The following is a 17,854-nucleotide window of genomic DNA, read 5'->3' as shown; positions in this document are numbered from 1 at the left end:
CCTTTCGTTCGGGCCAGACGGTTTATGAGGCAGATGCAGCAGCGACGACGATCTGAGGGTGCGCGCCAGACCGGCGCGTGATCGTTGACGCCTGCCCGCGCGACCGGCCCCCGGCCGGCGCGGCCCCTGCTTCCTGCCTGGTTTCCCTCACATGACCGAACTTCCCGTCACCGTTGCGCTTGAATCCCCCGCCGACGCCCCTGCCATTGAAAAGTTGCACCGGCGCACCTTCGGGCCCGGCCGTTTCGCCCGCACCGCGTTCCGCCTGCGGGAACAGGCGGCGCACGACCCCGCCCTGTCCTTCGTCGCCTATCTCGGCACCATGATGGTGGGATCGGTGCGATTGACGCCCATCGAGATCGGCGGGCATGCCGCCTTGCTGCTGGGGCCGCTGACGGTCGAGCCGCCGTTCCAATCGGTCGGCATCGGCGCGCGGCTCATGCAGGTGTCCATGGCCGCCGCGCGAGAGGCGGGCCACGGGCTGATCCTGCTCGTCGGCGATGCCCCTTATTACGAGCGGTTCGGCTTCAAGCCGGTGGCGAGCGGTCGTGTCACCCTGCCCGGCCCGGTGGATCCCGGACGGCTTCTGGTGGCGGAACTGCATCCCGGCGCATTCGAGGGCGTCGGCGGCATGGCGCGGGGGCATCGCGCGCCGTAGCAGGCTCCCACCGGGGACACGGCTCCGGAACCGAGACGCCCTGGAAACGAAAACGCCCCCGGACATCTCCGGGGGCGTTCGTTTTTCAGCGTGCGGCGAAGCGCCGGCCGTCTCACTCGGCGGCGGCGGCATCCGGGCGGGCGCGCGCCTGGCGCTCCCGCTTCAGCAGCTCGGCCACCAGGAAGGCCAGCTCGATGGACTGCTCCGCATTCAGGCGCGGATCGCAATAAGTGTGGTAGCGATCGCGCAGGTCTTCATCGGAAATCGCCCGCGCGCCGCCGGTGCATTCGGTGACGTTCTTGCCGGTCATCTCCAGATGCACGCCGCCGGCGAAGGTGCCTTCCGCCGCATGCACGTCGAAGAAGGTCTTGATCTCCGACAGGATGCGGTCGAACGGGCGGGTCTTGTAGCCGGAGCCGGCCTTGATCGTGTTGCCGTGCATGGGATCGCACGACCACACCACCGTGCGGCCTTCCTTTTCCACCGCGCGGATCAGGCCCGGCAGATGCTCGCCCACCTTGTCCGCGCCGAAGCGGCAGATCAGCGTGATGCGCCCGGCCTCATTGTCCGGCTGGAGAATATCCAGCAGGCGCAGCAGTCCGTCGCCCGAGAGCGAGGGGCCGCACTTGATGCCGATCGGGTTCCGGATGCCGCGGAAATATTCCACATGCGCATGATCCGGCTGGCGGGTGCGATCGCCGATCCACAGCAGGTGGCCGGAGGTCGCGTACCAGTCGCCGGACGTGGAATCCACCCGGGTCAGCGCCTGCTCATAGCCGAGCAGCAGCGCTTCGTGGCTGGTGAAGATGTCCGTGGTCCGCATCTCCGGATGGGACTGGGGATCGATCCCGCAGGCGCGCATGAAGTCGAGCGCCTCGGTGATGCGGTTCGCCAGTTCCTGGTAGCGATGGGACTGCGGGCTGTCCTTCACGAAGCCCAGCATCCACTGATGGGCGTTCGACAGATTGGCATAGCCGCCGGTCGCGAACGCACGCAGCAGATTGAGCGTCGCCGCCGACTGGCGATACGCTTCGATCTGGCGGCGCGGATCCGGCTGGCGGGCTTCGGCCGTGAAGGCGATGTCGTTGACGATGTCGCCGCGATAGCTCGGCAAATCGACGCCATTCACGCTCTCGATGTCGGACGAGCGCGGCTTGGCGAACTGGCCGGCGATGCGGCCCACCTTCACCACCGGCACGCCGCCGGAGAACGCGGTCACCACCGCCATCTGGAGGAAAACGCGGAAGAAATCGCGAATGTTATCGGCCGAATGCTCGTCGAAGCTTTCCGCGCAATCGCCGCCCTGAAGCAGGAAGGCTTCGCCCTTCGCCACCTTGGCAAGCTCCGCCTTCAGGCGGCGCGCCTCGCCGGCAAACACAAGCGGCGGATAGGAGGCAAGCTTGCGCTCCACCTCCTTGAGGGCTTCGGCGTCGGTATAGTTCGGCATCTGCACGACCGGATAAAATCGCCAGGAATCCGGACGCCAGCCTTCGGCGCGGCGAGAGGAGGTCTCGGCGCCAGGGTTGCGGTCGGATACGAAGCGGGTCGTCATGATGCTCTCCATCGGGTCGTCCGGCGGCCTGCCCGCCTGTTTCGGGCGAAGCCAACCCCATGATGCGGTGCCGGAACGGCGGCTTATACACCACCCGCCGGCATAGCGTAAGAGAAGCCCGCGCCGGCCGACGGATCACCCTCATATGGGGATGTCGCGCATCGAAGGCAGGGGTGGCGTTTGCCGCCAGAGCGATTATCTTTACAGACAATTATTGGGAATTGGCCCGGCCGGTCGTCGGCGCGGCCAAGGAGTGGCAGATGCCGAAGCTCGTGATCTTCCTCGCCAAGCACGCGGCGCTTGGCTTTGCCATCGCCGCCGCGTTCGTGGGTGGATTGGTCGCGCTCGACCTTGGACATTTGCGGACGCTGCTTGCCGGAAGCGGCGAAGCCTGGCTGCCCGCCTTCGTCCTGACATTCGCGATGGGCCTCACCTTCTCCAGCGTTCAGATGGGCGTCGCCGTCATGCTCCTGGGCGAGGACGAGCCGCGGAACCCCGCCGCGCCGAAAGGTGGCGGGCGCGCACGGCGCAACGGCTTCGCCGCCCTGCGCTTGGCCCCGGTGCGGGTGCCGGCGCGGCGCTGACCTCTCGGAACGCGCGGCCTGCAACGCCGCATCTGCCGCAGGCCGAGGGTCCAACCCCACACCCGATCTCATAAAGCCGCGCCCGTCTGCGCGGTTGACCCCCGTTCGCGGACGAACCAAAAGGGGGCAAGGGGAGCAAGCATGCTGACAAAAAAAGGAAAGTACGGGCTCAAGGCGGCGGTTCACCTCGCCCGCCTCGCCCCGGGAGATTCCGTTCAGGTGGCGGATATCGCCGAGGCGAACCAGATTCCGAAAAAATTCCTCGATGTAATCCTCGGCGAATTGCGCAACGCCGGCATGCTCTCCAGCAAGAAGGGGCGCACCGGTGGCTATCGTCTCGCCAGGCCGGCGGAGGAGATCATCGTCGGCGATCTGATCCGCGCCCTCGACGGCCCGCTCGCCGCCCTCCCCTGCGCCAGTCGAAACGCCTATGTGCCGTGTGAAGATTGCGACATCGCCCATTGCGAGGTGCGCCTGCTGATGGTGCGGGTACGCGACGCCATCGGCACCGTGCTGGACACCTATACGCTGGCGCAGATGCGGGATCTCTCGGCCGACCAGCTCGGCTCGTTCGTCGATTATATCTGAGGACCGGTCAGTGCCGGTTGGGTCCGAGATAGGGCGAGGGCAGCTGTTCCGCGAAACGCAGAAGATCATACTGCGGATAGGCGCGGGCCAGTGATTTCAAATCCGCCGGGGCCCGCCCATCCACCACATAGACCAGCTTTCCGTCCGCCAGCCGCTCCACACGCACCTCATGATTATAGGATCGCAGCAGCCCGACCATGTCGCGCGCGGCATAGGGCATGGCCCGCTCGACTTCGGGAATTTTGATCCGCTCGTTGAAATAGATCCAGCCGGTGGGAATGGCGATGCACACGAGCAGCAGCACGAGCCCCTTGGATATCTGAACGAAACGCGGGGCACGCGCCGCATAATCCTCGCGGATATTGATGCGGTCTTCAAAACTGAAACCCATCCGGCCCTCCGCAAAAGGCGCGCGTTCTGCGCGGTGCGCCAGACGGCAAATATGAAAGAACATGGTTAATAAATATAACCGCCCGAGGCTCCTTCGTCACCTCCCCCTGCGCTACGGGCCCATCGGAGCGAGGGGTCGCGAGCCTATCCGCCGCTGATGGCGGTCAGGACGAAGACGTCCATCCCCTCTTCCAGGGGTGTCGCAAGGCGGGCCCGCCGGCCACCAACGAAGATGTTGATATGCCGGCGGACCGCCGGAGTGGAATCGCACAGGCGATCGCGCATTCCGGGCCAGCGGTCATCGAGCGCGTACACCATCTCGTCCACCGTCGACCCGCGCAGCCACACCCGACGCTCGGCACCGGGAAAAAGCCGCACCAGATGGTCCGGCAGGCGCACCAGCACCCGGGGCGCCCCCTCTATGCCGCTCATCCGGGCATCGTCCATGCCTCTCGCTCCGCCGCGACGTCAGGCTTCGACCACCAGTGTCTCCACCGAGGTGATCAGGGGCAGGTGCGCTGCGATGCAGGTCCATTGGCGCCCCTCGTCGGCACTGCCGTAGAGTGCCCCGGAATTGGTGCCGAAATAGACCCCTGCGGGCTCCAGCGCATCGGTCGCCATGGCTTGGCGCAGGACGTTGAAATAGGCTCCCTTCTGGGGAAGGCCATCGGTGTGCTTCTCCCAGGAGCGGCCGCCGTCGCCGGTGCGCCACACCGCAGCCTGGGCATCGGGCATGAAGCGTCCGGCGGTGTCCCCGTTCAGGGGGACCAGATAGAGCATCTCGTCGTCGCGCGGATGCACGGCGGCCGGAAAGCCGAACGACGAGGGCAAGCCCGCCTCGATGCTCGACCAGCTCCGCCCGCCGTCATCGCTGCGATACATGCCGCAATGGTTCTGCTGGTACAGCCGTTCCGGGCGATTGGGCGCCATGACCAGGCAATGAACGCACTGGCCGACCTCGGGATAATTCTGCCCCTCCGGCATATAGTCCGCCCGCGTGCCGCGGTTGCGCGGTTCCCAGGTCTCGCCCCCGTCGGAGGAATGGAACACGCCGGCCGCCGATATGCCGACCCAGATCTGCGCATTGTCCTGCGGATTCAGCACCAGCGAGTGCAGGATCAGCCCGGCCCCGCCGGGGTGCCAGTCGGCGCGGGAGGGATGCGCCTGCAAGCCGGACAGATGCGTGAAGCTCTGGCCGCCGTCGGTGCTGCGGAACAGTCCGGCCGGCTCGACGCCCACATAAAGCGCGTCGGTGCCATGGGCGAGGCTCCATGCGGTCCTCACGGGCGGCGCGCCGGCCTCATAGGCGAGACCGTCGCTCGAATGGGTCCAGGTCTCCCCGAGGTCGGTGGACCGCCACACCGCCGGGCCGAACCATTCGTTTCCGCCCGCCGCTTGGATCGTTCCCGAGTGCGGATCGCCGACCACGTGATTGAGCGGCCATGTCTCGCAGAACGGGCCCCGCACATTCCAATTGGCGCGCGCGCTGTCGCTTTCCGCGATGAAGGCGCCTTTCTTGGTGCCGACCAGCACGAGGACTTTCTTCGCCATCGCTTCCTCCCGCAAAAGAGCCCGTCCCGGCCTCACGGCACCAGATTGACCATCCAATTGATGCCGAAGCGATCGGAGACCATTCCGAAGCACGGCGAGAAAAAGGTCTTACCCAATGGCATCTGGATCTGTCCGCCGTCAGAGAGCGCGGTGAAGACGCGATCGGCCTGCGCTTCGCTCTCGACGATCAGGGAGAGGCTGAAGCCCTGGAAACTGGAGCTGTTCCGGCATCCCCCATCGGACGCCATGATGGTGCTGTCGCCGATCTTGAAGCTCACATGCATGATCTTGTTGTCGGAACCGGGCGCGACCATGCCGGGCGGCGGCGCCTCGGGCGCCTCGCTGTAGCGCATCAGCAGTTCCACTTGGGCGCCGAGGGCGGCCTTGTAGAATTCAAGGGCTTCCTCGCACTTGCCATCGAACGTCAGGTAGGGCTGGACCAGCATCACAATCTCCCCGCTTCTCCCAGGCGGCGCGGTCGCATCCGCCTGATCGGATGCGCGCCGCGCAACCGTCACGGGCAAGGACGTGCCGGTTTCCAGGCAGCCGACAGGTCGGAGCAAACTTTTTACGCGGCCCGGAAAGACGGAGCGCTCATATCCAACCCGGCTCGTCCAGCGGGCGAGCGGGCGGTGCAAGAGTGATCAGATTGGCAAGCTCCGCGGCCTGGGGGGAGATGGCCATGGGGCAGGCGATGCCCGGCATGGCGACCACATCGAACAATTCGCGGATCGCGCCCTCAAGGCGGATCCATTCGACGATGTCGCCGCTCGCAAGATTGACCACGACCACTCCGCACCAGGGCTGCGCCCCCCGGGCTTCCAGCTCGTGGTCCAGGGGCAGGCCCTTGAAGTTCAGATAGCGCGGCAGGGACAGGGTGATGACGGCGTGACCATAGTGGAACGCAAGGCCGCGCATGAAGCCGGGGCAGAACGCCACGTCCTGGCGGGTGCCGGTCTGCGGATCGATCCGCACCAGATAGCCCCGTCCGGAATCCAGCACCCAGAGCGCCCCTCCATACAGGCGCGGGGAATGGGGCATGGAGAGTCCATCGGCGACGATGGCGTCGTCCTCCACGCGGATGATCATTCCCCCGCCCGAGCGGTGCTCGCGCCAGCCATCCACGACATCGCTGCGCCCCACCACCGTGACATAGGCGGCGCGCCCGTCCGCCATGCACAAGCCATTGAGATGGCAGCGGTCTTCCGCGGCGAGGCGGGAAATGAATTTCGGCTTCCACAAGGGCTCGAAGCTGTGCTCCAGGCTGAAGGTGGCGAGGCACGAATATTTGGTGTTGACGAACACCAGCCGTCCGCGCCCGTCCACCGCCATCTCGTGCACGTCGATATCGCCCGTGATGCGCGCCATGCGCGGAACGAACAGGGCGTCGAAATGGCCGTTCGCCCGCTCGTGTGGAGCGAGCACATTTTCCAGCCGCCACACCTGAAGCAGAGAGCCGAGGAACAACCGGCCCGGCTCGTACCACAGCCCCATGGCGCGAACGAAATCGCGCTGGTGAAAGGACATCGCGTGATCGGGCGTGCGGCCGATGAGAAACAACTGCCCGGTCTGGTAGGACGAAAAGGCAAGGCTCAGCTGATGCTGCGCCAGCCAGGACGAAAAACCCCGCGAGCAGGTGAGGTCGGTCGTCAGGTCCGCCGGCGCAGGGTTTGCCGCGGCCGGGGGAAGGGACGCGGGGCTCGCTGTCGCGCCATCCGGCGCGCGCTCAGGATCGTTCAAGGTTAAGCCTCAGAAATGCACCGCGACACGCGCCATCCCGGCCTGGGAGAGGAAATCCTGGCCGACGCTGACGCCGTAATCCAGTTTGAACTCCCAGTTCTTCGCCGTCACCAATTGCAGGCCCATGTCGAAATTGCCCAGCATGTCCGGCGTATAGGTGACGGTGTCGAACGTCCCGGTACCCACCGGCGCGCCAAGCAGATAGGAGGTCGTGATCCAGCTGCCGTTGGACAGGAAGCTGGCACCGAGGCTCGCATAGGGCCGCAACACCGTGCCGTCGGCGAGATTGACACGGGTGCCCACTTCCACCGTCGGGCTGACGATGAAGGTGGTCTGGCTCGCGCCGAGCACCCGCAATTCCGCTCCGCTGATGCCGGCTTCGCTGTAGCCGGGCACGTTCACGTAAGACAGGTCCAGATCCACATAGGGCCGCACATACCAGCCCGGCTGCGGGATTTCGTAGGCCACGCGCACGCGGCCCGTGACGTTGTAGACGTCGATGGAGCTTTCGGGCGCGGCGGCCAGGGCCGAAACCACGCGCTGGCTGTCGATGTTCATCCAGCCGAAGTCCACCGCACCGGAAATCAGCCAGGGACCGATCTGGCGCTTGAGCGCGGCCGTCACGTCGAAGCCGCTGCCGCTCGCTGAACTCGCATCCGCGGAGGCACTGGTCCAGCTCTGCTGATAGGCGCCGGACAAGGCGAAGAACCAGTCCTGTTGCAGCTCGCGCTGCACCCCGGCCTGCAAGGTGACCGTGTCGGTGGAGAAGCCCTGGTTCTCGAAGGTTCCGGTCTGGCTGGAGCGGCCGACGATCACCCGCGCCCAGCTGCACTGGTCCTCCTGCAACAACAGGGTGTCGCCCGCGAACATGGGGCAGCTCATGGTGCGGTTCAGCACCGCGCGGCTCTCCATGATGCGGCTCGCCGGACCCGTGCCGTTGAGCTCCGGCGAGACCGCCTTGAGGGCCTGGCGATATTGCGCGTCCGTTCCCGTGTTCAGCAGCGTGTTGAATATGGATGCGGTCGTTCCGAGCGTGCCGCTGTTCCAGATGCTTTGCAGATGATTGGCCGCCGCCGTGCCATTGGCCGACAATTTGGTGCCCGTTGGCGTGAAATCGGCGGTCGGGGAAAGCAGCACGCTGTTCCCAGCCACCGAGGCATTCCATTGATAAACCAGAGAATTGTCCACGACGCTGGAGGTGAAGCCGGCAAGGGTCCCGGCCTCGAGCACCTTGAACGAGGTGTTCGGCGCAATGGTCAGCGGATTTGCCTGGAGGGTGCCGGCGAGGTTCGCGGTGCCGGACACGCTGAGCAGGTCGGAGCGGCGCGAATTGGCGTCCAGATCGAAGGCGATTGCCCCGTTCGAGACGAGATTGCCCGTGAGCGCGCTCGTGGCGAGGGTGCCAAGCCCGCCCGGGCTGAGCGTGCCCTGGTTGGTCAGGGCGCCGCCGTTCAGGTTGATGGTGCGACCTGAATTGAACACGCCGCCGGCCTGGTTGAGGAAGCTGCCGGCCCCCGTCCCGAGGTCGACACTGCCGCTGACCGTGCCGGCATTGCTGACGATCTCATTCCCTCCACCGGCGAGAATGGCGACATTGCCCAGGGCGCTGACCGAAGCGCCGGAAGCAATGGTGATGGTGTTATCGGCGCCGCCCGAGAGCATGATGCCCGCGCCGCGCTCATCCTTGCCGCCGATCACGGTGCCGCCGCTGAGGATGTCGATGGTGATCGGCCCGGCGCCGCTTGGCCCCGAGGAAAGCGCGAAGATGCCGGGTGAATTGGCGCCCGCCGCGACCACGAGGCCCGAAACCGTCACGTTCACGGCCCCGCCGGTGCCGGAGCCCCCGGCCGAGCCGTTCACCGCCTGCGAGCCGGATTGCGCGGTTCCGCCGCCGCCGCCGATGGATTGCGCGTTGACCGCCGCCGCGTTCGCGCCCGACGTGCCGACGCTGCCACTGACGGTCAGGTTCACCGCGCCGCCGTTCCCGCTGCCGCCGCCGGTGCCGGCGGAACTGTCGGCGACGGTGAAGAATGTGCTGGACGCGTCGCCGCCGAGGCCGCCGCCGCCGCCGATCGATTGGACGAACAGGCCGCTCGCACCGGCGCCCTGCGTCGCCACGATGCCGGCGAGCGTGAAGGACACTTCCCCGCCATTCCCGCCGCCGCCGCCCGCCCCGCCGAATGCGAGGCTCGCGAGGCCGGTGGCGCCGCTGGTGGCCGCAAGGCCGCCGCCGCCGCCGATGGATTGCAGCAGGATGCCGTGGGAATTCACGCCGCTGGTGCTGATGAACCCGGTGCTCGCGAGCGTGCCGCCCACCTTGCCGCCGTCATTGCCGCTGCCGCCGGAACCGCCGAGGGTCAAGGCCAGGGAAGCGGTGCCCTGGGCCGCGCTGGCGCTGGTCAGCGTGATACCGCCGCCGCCGCCGATGGATTGGGCCAGCACGCCGATGGCATTGCGGCCCGATGTCATGATGTCGCCGTTCAGCGTCAGCGCGATTGTGCCGCCGATATTGCCGCTGCCGCCCGCGCCGCCGAGCGACAGCGATCCGTTGACGCTGCCGCCGCCCGCATCGGCCGATACCGCCGAGGCGCGGCCGCCGCCGCCGCCGATCGACTGGGCGACGACGCCATTGGCCCCTTCGCCTGCGGTCGAGATGAGCCCCGCCTGTGTGAAGCTCACCTGCTCGCCCGATCCCCCGGCGCCGCCACTGCCGCCGAGGGTGGCGCTCAAGCTCATGTCGGTTTTCTGGCCCTTCACGATGCTGGTGGCGAGCACCGCATTGCCGCCGCCGCCGCCGATGGATTGCAGCAGCACGCCATCGGAGCCCGCACCGGTGGTCTGGATCGTGGTGTTGACGGAGACGTTGACCTCGCCCCCGTTGCTGCCGGAGCCGCCCGCGCCGCCGACGGTGGCGGAGAGGCTTGCAATGCCGCTGCCGCCGGTCGTCGAGCTGGACGACGAACCCTTGCCGCCGCCGCCGCCGATGGACTGGGCGACCAGGCCCGCGGAATCGTGGCCGGTTGTGCTGATCGAGGGTCCGGCCTGCTGCGCCGTGCCGATATTGATCGTGACGGCGCCGCCGGCGCCACCCGAACCGCCACCGCCGCCGACGCTCACGCCCAGCGACAGGCCATTGCCGCCGGCGCCGTCCGCGTCGCCCTTGCCTGCGGCCCCGACGCCGCCGCCGCCGCCGATGGACTGGACCAGCACTGCATCCGCCGCATCGCCGCTGGTGGAAAGAACCCCCGTGCCGGTGCTGGTGAGGCTGACACCATAGCCGGCCCCGCCGGCGCCGCCGCCGCCGCCGATGGACGCGCCGACCGCGATCTTGCTGCTCGCCGCGTGGGTGGCGCTGCCCGCAACGCCGCCGCCGCCGCCGATCGACTGGGCGAGGATCGCGCTCGCACCATGGCCCTCAGTCGAAATCGAGCCGCTTTGCGTGATGGTCACCGCGCCGCCATTGCCGCCCGTGCCGCCATCGCCGGCGAGTGCGAACGCCACGCTGGCCTTGCCGCCGTCACCGGTGGCTCCGGTCGTCGCAGCATTGCCGCCGCCCCCGCCGATGGATTGTGCCAGGATGCCGTGGCCAAAATCGCCCTTCGTGGTAACGACCGAACTCTCCGTCACATAGACCGCGCCGCCCACGCCCCCCGTGCCCCCGGCGCCGCCGAGGGTCGCGGAGAGATTGACGTCGCTCTTCTGGTCCTTCGCGATGCTGCTGGACAAGGTCGCGTTGCCGCCGCCGCCACCGATGGACTGCGCGACGATGCCGCTCGCATGGGCGCCGAGCGTGGCGATGGTGTTGGCGTTGTCCACATGAACGGCGCCGCCGGTCGCGCCGCTTCCGCCCGAGCCGCCAAGGCTGGCGGAAATGGTCGCCGCGCCCGAACCGCCGGTGGTCGAGGAAGAGGCGCCGCCGCGCCCGCCGCCGCCGCCCACCGATTGGGCCAGGATGCCGTTCGACCCGTCGCCCGACGTGGAAATGGTCGCGCCCGCAAGACCGACGCCGCCATTCGTGACGATCACCTCGCCGCCGATGCCGCCGGTGCCTCCAGATCCTCCCATGGTCAGCGTAAGACCGAGGCCGTTGCCCCCTGCCCCGTCCGCCTTGCCGCTTCCCGCCCCCGCATTGCCGCCGCCGCCGCCGATGGATTGGGCGATAATCGCGTCCGCCTGGTCGCCGGTCGTGGCGATCTGGCCGGAGCTCTGGTTCTGGATCAGAACCTGGACTTTGCCGCCCGATCCACCGACGCCGCCGGCGCCGCCGAGGGCCGCGCCGAGGGAAATCTTCGCCGTCGCGCCATTATTGGAACTGCCGCCCGCGCCGCCGCCGCTCCCGATCGACTGGGCCAGGATCGCCGCGCCGTTTGCGCCCGAGGTGACGAGGCTTCCGGACGTGGTCACTGTGACGTCGCCGCCGTTGCCACCCGAGCCGCCCTTGCCACCGAGGCCGAGCGTGACGCCCACGGTGCCGCCGCCGGTGCTGTCATGGGTTCCGTCCGCGACGCCGCCGCCGCCGCCGATGGATTGCGCCAGGATCGCGCGCGAAAAGGCGCCTTGGGTTGCGATGGTACTGGTATTGTTGACCACCACGGCGGCACCGTACCCGCCGTTCCCACCCGTTCCGCCGAGCGTTGCCGAAATATTGGCGTCGCTCTTCGTTCCGCTCGCGTCGGAGCTCGCAAGATGCGCGCTGCCGCCGCCGCCGCCGATGGACTGGGCAAGAATACCGTCCGCATGCGCTTCGATGGTCGCGATGAAATTGTTGTTCTGAACCGTGACGCCGCCGCCATTTCCGCCCGCGCCGCCGCTGCCGCCGAGGGTCGCGGAAATCGACGCGACCCCGCCGTTGGAGGAGGTGGACGTGGAGGATGCCGCGCCGCCCTTGCCGCCGCCGCCGCCGATCGACTGGGCGAGGATGCCGGCCGCGCCGCTCCCATTCGTGAGGATGCCGCCGTTATTGGTGACGCTGACCGTGCCGCCGGTTCCGCCGGATCCCGCACCGCCGCCGATGCCGATGGAGAGGGATGCCGCGTCCGACCCGCTTGCCTTGCTCTTGCTGGACCCGGAGCCCGCATCGCCGCCGGCCCCGCCGATGGACTGGGCCAGAATGCCGTTGGAATCCTGCCCTCCGGTGGAGAGGAAGCCGCCGCTCGTCACCGTGACCGTGCCGCCGGTGCCGGAGCCGCCGCCCGTGCCGCCGAGGCTGCCGCCGATATCGAGCTTGGCGCTGGAAGCCGCATTGGCATTCCCGCCGCTGCCGCCGCCCCCACCCACCGATTGGGCGGTGATGGCATTGGCATTGCGGCCGGTGGTGGTGATGGTCGCCGCAGCGCCGGTCGTTGTCACCGTAACCGTGCCGCCGTTGCCGGCGCCGCCGCCCGACCCGCCGAGCGCGATGGCGGCAGACGCCTTGCCGCCCACCGCCGATGCGCCGGAACTTCCCGCGCGGCCGCCGCCGCCGCCCACCGACTGGGCGAGGATGCCCGTGCCGTTGTCGCCGGACGTGGAAATCGCCGCCGAACTGCCGACGATGACCGTGTTGCCATATCCGGCGCTGCCGCCCGAGCCGCCGAGATTCGCGGACAATTGAAACGCCGAGCTGCCGCCGGTCGCGTCGGTGGCGCTGGTGCCGCCCTTGCCGCCGCCGCCGCCCACCGACTGGGCAAAGATGCCGACGGAATCGTCGCCCGCCGTCTTGATGATGGCCGCATTCGTGAGGGTGACCGTGCCGCCGTTCCCGCCCGCGCCGCCCGATCCCCCGAGTGCCAAGGCCGCGCCAAAGGTGTTGTTCGAACCCGAGCTTTTCGTGTCCGTCCCGACGGATGATCCCGTGCCGCCGCCGCCGCCGATCGACTGGGCGATGACCGCGTCGGAGGCCGCGCCGGAGGTGGAGAGCGTGCCGCCGGTGAGCGAAACGATGACGGTCCCGCCATCGCCGCCCGGCGTGCCGTTGGCCCCGACCGAGGCACCGAGGCTGATCTTGGACCCGGACGCGGAACTGTTGGCGTTTCCGGCCATGCCGCCGCCGCCGCCCACCGACTGCGCGATGAGCGCCGCCGCATCGGCGCCCGCCGTGGATATCGAGCCCGAATTATAGGCCGAAACCGCGCCGCCGGCCCCGCCGGCTCCGCCCGATGCGCCAAGGGTAAAGGACAGGGACACGACGCCACCGGACGATTTGCCCGCCGCGGCGCCCGCCTTGCCGCCGCCGCCGCCGACGGACTGGAGCAGCATGCCGGTGGAATGCTGGCCATAAGTGGCAAGGGTGCCCGAATTGGTCGCCGTCACCGCGCCGCCGGCACCGCCGCCGCCGCCCGCGCCGCCCATGGTGGCGGTCAGCGAGAACTGCGCGCTGCTGCCGTTTGAAGCCTTGGTCACGGCGTCGCCCGTGGCACTGCCGCCGCTGCCGCCGCCGCCGCCCACGCTCTGGGCGAAAATGGCGTCCGCGTCGCCGCCGTGGGTGACGATGCTGCCGGAATTCGTGACGGTGACGGTGCCGCCCGCATTCGCCGCCGCTCCGGTGCCGCCCATCGTCAGCGTCAAAGCCGCGGTACCGCCGGACGCCGAAGCGGTGCCGCCGCCGGCATTGCCGCCGCCTCCGCCCACCGACTGGGCGACCAGGGCACGCGACCCGGCCCCATAGGTGAGGATAGTGCCGGAATTGGTCACCGTCACGGTGCCGCCCCCGCCGCCCGTTCCCCCCGAGCCACCCAGCGTGAAGGTGACGCCGAACGACAGGCGCGCCTGGGACGATCCATCCGCCGCGCCGACCCCGCCGTTGCCACCGCCCCCGCCGACCGATTGGGCGAGAATGCCGTCGGCGAAATTCCCGCTCGTCTTCACCAGTCCGCTATTGGTCACATACGCTCCGGCGCCGGCCCCACCGCCGCCACCCTTGCCTCCGAGCGACACTTCGGCGGAGAAGGAAATCCCGGCATGTCCGGGAACATAGGACGCCGCCGACGCCGTGGAATCGCCGCCCGCGCCGCCGCCCCCGCCGACCGACTGAACAAGGATGCCAGTTGCCCCGTCGCCGCTCGTGACGATCTTGGCGCCGCTTTCGTTGACGACCGTCACGTTGCCGGCGCTGCCGCCGCCCGCACCCGAGCCGCCGATGGCGGCCGAGACCGAGATCGAGGGCACGTCGGCATCGCCGATCGTGACCACCTTGGCGGCCGCCGATCCGCCATTGCCGCCGCCGCCGCCGATGGACTGGGCGATGATGCCGAATGCGTCCGCGCCCTGGGTGGTGATGGACCCGTAATTATAAACATGAACGCTGGTGCCCGCGCCGGCGCCCACGCCGCCGGAACCGCCGACACTGACGCCGAAGCTGATGCCGATGCTCGCCGAAAGGTTGTAAGCGGCGCCACCCGTGCCGCCGCCGCCGCCGATCGACTGGGCGACAATGCCGCTGGACCGGCCGCCCTGGGTGGAGATGGCGCCGGTGTTGTTCACCTGCACCGTGCCGGAATTGCCGCCCGCGCCGCCGGAGCCGCCGAGCCCCAGCTGGACCACATCGAGCCCGAAGCCCTCGGCATCGCCGCCATTGCCGCCGCCGCCGCCGATCGATTGGGCGACGATGCCATCGGCGCTGCTGCCATAGGTCTTCAGCGATCCGGAATTTGAAACCGCGACCGCCCCGCCCGCGCCGCCACCGCCGGCGCTGCCGCCGATCTGGGCGGAGCCCAGCACAGAGACGGCCAAGGTGCCGCCGCCATGGCCGCCGCCGCCGCCGATCGACTGGGCATGCAGCGCGATGGAGCCATCGCCCGCCGTCGTCACGGTGGCTGCGTTGACGATATGCGCGTATCCCGCATTGCCGCCGGAGGCGCCGTCGCCACCGACGGCGACGATCACCGCATCCGCGGAACCGGCCGAACCGCCGCCGCCGCCAATCGACTGCACCAGGATGCCGGCCGAGGCCGCGCCCTGGGTGGCGATCTTCACGCCTTGCGCCGCCGAGGCATAGGCCGTGCCGGAGGTGCCGTTAACGCCATTGAGACTCACCGGCGCCTGCGCGCCGAGCACGGTGAGCACGCCGCCGCCGCCGATGGATTGCACCACCACTGCGGCGGCATAGTTTCCGCCGGTCTTCACGCTGCCGCCGGTGAGGATGGCGCTCGCCAGGGCGCTGGTCCCGCTATCCCCGCCCGAGCCGCTGGTGGAATCGAACACCGCGTCCGAATTGCCGCCGGCGCCCCCGCCTCCGGCGATGCTCTGCACGACGATGCCGGAGGATCCCTGGCCGCTGGTGGTAATCGTGCCCGCGCTCTTCACATAGGCATTGCCGGCGTTTCCGCCTGTTCCGCCCACCGCGCCCTGGGAATCCCCAAAGGCGATCGCCTCCCCGCCCTGGGCGCCAAGTCCGCCGAGGCTCTGCGCCGCAAGGCCGAAGGCGCTCGGACCCGTCGTCGTGACCGCGCCGTTGGCGTTCAACGTGATGCTGGCATTGCCGCCATTGCCGCCGTTACCACCATCGCCGCCCACGGCCTTGTAAGGACTGCCCGCATTGCCGCCGGCTCCGCCCGCGCCGCCTTGGCTGAGCGCCTGAATGCCATAGACCGTACCGCTGCCGGTGTTGCCGACGGTGATCGTGCTGCCGGTGGTGACACTCGCCGAACCACCGCTGCCGCCATTGCCCCCCTGGCCGCCGACATTGACCGTGATGGTGCCGTTGGTGCTGGCATAAGCACCCGCGCCACCCGCGCCGCCGATGGACGCGATGGTGATGCCGGACCCGGAGGTGGCGGAGACGATGCCGTCGCCCGAAACGCTGACCGCGCCGCCGGCTCCGCCGTTCTGAGCCGATCCGCCGATCGAGAAGCTCCCGTCGGAATTGGTGACGCCACCCGCGCCACCTGCGCCGCCGGTGGACGTCAGCGCGGCGGCGGTGCCGGCCGCCGTTATATTCACCGTGCCGTAGAGCTTCAGCGACACATTGCCGGCATTGCCGGCGTTGCCGCCATTGTAGCCGACCGCATTGCTTGAATTGCTCTTGCCTTCCCCGCCCGCGCCACCGGCACCGCCGGTCGAGGTGAGGACGATGCCCGCGCCGGCGGTGGAGGTGACGCTGGTGTTGGTCAGCGACAAACCGACATTGCCGCCCGCACCGCCGTTTCCACCATTCGCGCCGTAAGAATAATTCGTCGCACTGTCGCCCATGCCGCCAGCACCACCGGCGCCGCCGAGCGAAGCGATGGTGACGACGGTACCCGCCGCGCGGACCGACGAACCGGTGAAGGTGCCATAGGCCGTTCCGCCCGCGCCGCCCGTGCCGCCGAGGCCGCCGCGCCCATTGTCGGTGTCGCTGCTGCCATAGCCGCCCGCGCCACCCGCGCCGCCCGTGGACTGGAGTTGAACGCCGCCGCTGGTCCCGCTGACCGTCGCCCCCGTCAGCGTCAGCGAAACCGGGCCGCCCGACCCGGCAGCGCCGCCGGCGCCAGCGGTGCCGTTCCAGGTATTGGAATAGGCCTTCCCGCCGGCGCCCGCGAGCCCGCCAATGGAGGACATGGCGATGCCCACGCCGCCCGCAGCGGAGATCGTCGAATTAGAAACGGTGAGCTCGGCAGAGCCCGCGTTCGCGCCAGCGCCGCCCGCGCCTCCGAAGGCGAGGCCGAAATGGCTGGTGCCTTCCGCCCCGCTAAAGCCCCATCCGCCGGTCGAGAGCAGGCTGACACCCGCACCCGAGCTTGTGATCATCGAATTGCTGATCTGGCCGGATACGTTGCCGCCCGCGCCCGCCGTTCCTCCGGCACCCGCGGTTGCGGTGTCCGTGGAGCTGCTCGCGGTGCCGCCGGAGCCGCTGACCTGCCCCGACGACTGCAGGCTGATCGCTGCGCCCGTGCCCCCGGTCGTCAGCGTGGAGCCATTCAGGGTGAGGCTGACATTGCTGCCGACACCGCCGTTGCCGCCGTTGCCGCCGCCCGAAACGTCGCTGTCCGTGCTGCCATAGGAGCCGGAGCCGCCATTGCCGCCCATCGAGAGCAACACAATGCCGGACTGACCGGTGGAAAGAGTGGTTCCGGCGACGGTGACGGCGATCACGCCGGCGCCGCCGGCATTGCCGCCCGCACCGCCCTGCGCATTGTCGGTGTGGCTGCTGCCGTAGGCGCCATTGCCGCCATTGCCGCCGTAAGACTGGATCCGAACGCCGGTATTGTTGGTGCTGGCGTTGACATTGGTGATCGACACCGTCTGCGCGCCGCCCCAGCCACCCGCCCCGCCGGGGCCGCCCGTGCCGCTGCCGGTATCGCTGCTGCCGTAGCCGCCATAGCCGCCGGCGCCGCCTCGGCTGAGAATGGTGACGGCCGAACCGAGCCCCGTGCCCCCGCCGCTGACGGCGACGTTCGTGACCCCCAGCGTCCCGCCATTGCCGCCGGGTCCGCCGTACGCGTCGGACGTGTAGTCGTCGACTGTGTTTCCGGTCCCGCCGTTGAAGCCGAACTGAATCGATGTGTAGGGCACATTGACCTGGGCCTGCGCCATGGCCGGCGCCGCGCCACCGGCCAGAAAGGCGATGCCGCACAGGGTCGTGGAAAGAGCCGTCGACAGGCGCAGCCGCGCGCTGGATGCCCCGTACACGGCGCCGATTGCTTTTCTAGAAGCCGGCCGTCCCGCAAGATCCTGTGTCATGACCCCCCGCCCCCCGACGGCTATGGAACATTGGCACTGTTCCATTTGAGGTATCACATTGCTAATGGACCCTGCAATTGCCTCTCCCCTCCGATTTTCAAAGGTTTGCGTCATAAAATTGACGTCCTGCAACCAGCATCGGGCGCCTGAAAT

The 17,854-nt window shown here is 68.9% G+C and carries 10 protein-coding genes; 3 read left to right on the top strand and 7 right to left on the bottom strand.

Annotated features, from left to right (window positions below; genetic code table 11):
* The first annotated feature begins 151 nt into the window (after window positions 1-151).
* On the top strand, window positions 152-658 hold the full coding sequence (locus tag V5F84_RS12575) for a GNAT family N-acetyltransferase (protein ID WP_394045649.1): 507 nt from the start codon (window positions 152-154) through the stop codon (window positions 656-658).
* 112 nt (window positions 659-770) lie between these two features.
* Here V5F84_RS12575 and V5F84_RS12570 read toward each other — a convergent pair whose 3' ends face one another.
* On the bottom strand, window positions 771-2,210 hold the full coding sequence (locus V5F84_RS12570) for a class II 3-deoxy-7-phosphoheptulonate synthase (protein ID WP_394045651.1): 1,440 nt from the start codon (window positions 2,208-2,210) through the stop codon (window positions 771-773).
* A gap of 260 nt (window positions 2,211-2,470) precedes the next feature.
* Here V5F84_RS12570 and V5F84_RS12565 point away from each other — a divergent pair, with 260 nt between their 5' ends.
* Both V5F84_RS12565 and V5F84_RS12560 read left to right on the top strand, forming a co-directional pair.
* The gene (locus V5F84_RS12565) at window positions 2,471-2,794 is read left to right on the top strand and encodes a hypothetical protein (protein ID WP_394045653.1); all 324 of its coding nucleotides are present in this window, start codon (window positions 2,471-2,473) and stop codon (window positions 2,792-2,794) included.
* Between the two features lie 141 nt (window positions 2,795-2,935).
* A complete protein-coding gene (locus tag V5F84_RS12560; RefSeq protein ID WP_394045655.1) occupies window positions 2,936-3,382 on the top strand; it encodes an RrF2 family transcriptional regulator in 447 nt (148 codons plus the stop codon).
* Window positions 3,383-3,389: 7 nt separating this feature from the next.
* Here V5F84_RS12560 and V5F84_RS12555 read toward each other — a convergent pair whose 3' ends face one another.
* The 6 genes from V5F84_RS12555 to V5F84_RS12530 all read right to left on the bottom strand — a co-directional run bounded on the left by V5F84_RS12555 (window position 3,390) and on the right by V5F84_RS12530 (window position 17,650).
* The gene (locus V5F84_RS12555; protein ID WP_394045657.1) at window positions 3,390-3,773 is read right to left on the bottom strand and encodes a hypothetical protein; all 384 of its coding nucleotides are present in this window, start codon (window positions 3,771-3,773) and stop codon (window positions 3,390-3,392) included.
* A 143-nt stretch (window positions 3,774-3,916) separates the two neighbouring features.
* Window positions 3,917-4,219, bottom strand: a complete 303-nt coding sequence (locus V5F84_RS12550; RefSeq protein WP_394045659.1) for a ubiquitin family protein — start codon at window positions 4,217-4,219, stop codon at window positions 3,917-3,919.
* 21 nt (window positions 4,220-4,240) lie between these two features.
* Window positions 4,241-5,323: a WD40/YVTN/BNR-like repeat-containing protein gene (locus V5F84_RS12545; protein ID WP_394045661.1), complete on the bottom strand. Its 1,083-nt coding sequence runs from the start codon at window positions 5,321-5,323 to the stop codon at window positions 4,241-4,243.
* A gap of 32 nt (window positions 5,324-5,355) precedes the next feature.
* Window positions 5,356-5,769 carry a VOC family protein gene (locus V5F84_RS12540; RefSeq protein ID WP_394045663.1) on the bottom strand — a complete coding sequence of 138 codons (414 nt, stop codon included), beginning with the start codon at window positions 5,767-5,769 and terminating at the stop codon, window positions 5,356-5,358.
* A 148-nt stretch (window positions 5,770-5,917) separates the two neighbouring features.
* A complete protein-coding gene (locus V5F84_RS12535) occupies window positions 5,918-7,063 on the bottom strand; it encodes a TIGR03032 family protein (RefSeq protein WP_394045665.1) in 1,146 nt (381 codons plus the stop codon).
* Between the two features lie 9 nt (window positions 7,064-7,072).
* Window positions 7,073-17,650, bottom strand: coding sequence for a hypothetical protein (locus V5F84_RS12530; RefSeq protein ID WP_394045667.1), 10,578 nt, complete (start codon window positions 17,648-17,650; stop codon window positions 7,073-7,075).
* Between the last annotated feature and the right edge of the window lie 204 nt (window positions 17,651-17,854).

It is taken from the genome of Roseixanthobacter liquoris, from assembly GCF_043195135.2.
Taxonomy (GTDB): Bacteria; Pseudomonadota; Alphaproteobacteria; order Rhizobiales; family Xanthobacteraceae; genus NCEH01.
This window is presented reverse-complemented; position numbering and strand designations above follow the sequence as displayed.

Bases quoted from the DNA above. Each gene is read 5' to 3' on its own strand.
- V5F84_RS12575 (WP_394045649.1), top strand. From the start codon at position 152: ATGACCGAACTTCCCGTCACCGTTGCGCTTGAATCCCCCGCCGACGCC.
- V5F84_RS12570 (WP_394045651.1), bottom strand. From the start codon at position 2,210: ATGACGACCCGCTTCGTATCCGACCGCAACCCTGGCGCCGAGACCTCC.
- V5F84_RS12565 (WP_394045653.1), top strand. From the start codon at position 2,471: ATGCCGAAGCTCGTGATCTTCCTCGCCAAGCACGCGGCGCTTGGCTTT.
- V5F84_RS12560 (WP_394045655.1), top strand. From the start codon at position 2,936: ATGCTGACAAAAAAAGGAAAGTACGGGCTCAAGGCGGCGGTTCACCTC.
- V5F84_RS12555 (WP_394045657.1), bottom strand. From the start codon at position 3,773: ATGGGTTTCAGTTTTGAAGACCGCATCAATATCCGCGAGGATTATGCG.
- V5F84_RS12550 (WP_394045659.1), bottom strand. From the start codon at position 4,219: ATGGACGATGCCCGGATGAGCGGCATAGAGGGGGCGCCCCGGGTGCTG.
- V5F84_RS12545 (WP_394045661.1), bottom strand. From the start codon at position 5,323: ATGGCGAAGAAAGTCCTCGTGCTGGTCGGCACCAAGAAAGGCGCCTTC.
- V5F84_RS12540 (WP_394045663.1), bottom strand. From the start codon at position 5,769: ATGCTGGTCCAGCCCTACCTGACGTTCGATGGCAAGTGCGAGGAAGCC.